Raw genomic sequence first — 1161 nt, forward strand, 5'->3', positions numbered from 1 at the left:
GGCCCGGCTCGACGAGCGGGGCGGCGGGCGGGGTGACCTCGGCGCCGCCGCGCAGGGCGCGGCCGGCCAGGCGCTCGGCCTCCAGCTCGCTCATCGGCAGCCACAGGTGCGGCGCGGTCGGGGTGGCCGGGCCGGAAAGGGCGTTGCCCAGGATCGAGCGCGCCAGGTCGACGCGGGCGGCGGTCTCCTCGCGGATCTCGGCGAGGATGGCGTCGGCCGTGCCGTCCTCGATCCACTGGCCGGCGATCAGCATGCCAAAGCCCGGCGGCGCGTAGGCGATGGCCCGCATGGTCTCCAGGATCCGCTCCAGGGCCGTGTCGTCCGGAGCGATCACGAAGCCGGCCCGCAGGCCAGGCGCCAGGGTCTTGGAGACGCCGGAGACGTGGAACGTCCGCTCGGGCGCCAGCATGGCCAGCGGCGGCGGGGCGCTGGGCGCGTAGGCGCCGTAGATGTCGTCCTCGATCAGGATCAGGTCCAGGCGCCGGGCCAGCGCGACGATCGCCTCGCGCCGGGCCAGCGACATGATCCGTCCGGTGGGGTTCTGCAGGGTGGGCAGCACGGCGACGACCCGCGCGCCGGTGGCGGCGACGGCGGCCTCCAGGGCGTCCGGGCGCAGGCCCTCGTCGTCCATGGCCACGCCCTTCAGGCGATAGCCGGCGTGGGCGGCCAGGGCGCGGATGCCGTGGAAGGTGGAGGCCTCGCACAGCACCGCGTCGCCCGGCCGGGCCACCGCGCCGAAGGCCAGGGCCAGGCCCTGCTGGGCGCCGGCGCAGCAGACCAGGCGTTTCCAGTCGGCGGTCTCGAAGCCGGCGCTGCGGGCCAGCCACTGCGCCGCCGCCCGGCGATGACGCTCCAGTCCGGCGGCGGGCGAATAGTCCAGATGGTCGGCGAGGTCGGGGCGGCGACGCAGGCGCTGCATCGTCTCGCCGATCACCCGCGAGGCCGGCCAGTTGAGGGCGACGTTCTGGGACAGATTGATCGGCCCCTCGCGGCGGCGCGGCGAGCCGATCGCGCCGGGGGCGTTGACGAAGCTGCCCCGGCCGACATGGGCGCTGACCAGCCCGGCCTTCTCGGCCTCGACATAGGCGCGGGTGACGGTGCCCAGGCCCAGGCCGAGCCGGTGGGCCAGGTCGCGCTGCGGCGGCAGGCGGGTTCCGGCCG

The 1161-nt window shown here is 76.3% G+C and carries 1 protein-coding gene; it reads right to left on the reverse strand.

Annotated elements, in window-relative coordinates:
• The coding region (locus DMC18_RS25270; RefSeq protein WP_110133430.1) for a PLP-dependent aminotransferase family protein at positions 1-1161 on the reverse strand (1161 nt) is incomplete at both ends.

This window comes from Caulobacter sp. D5 (genome assembly GCF_003185805.1).
GTDB lineage: Bacteria > Pseudomonadota > Alphaproteobacteria > Caulobacterales > Caulobacteraceae > Caulobacter.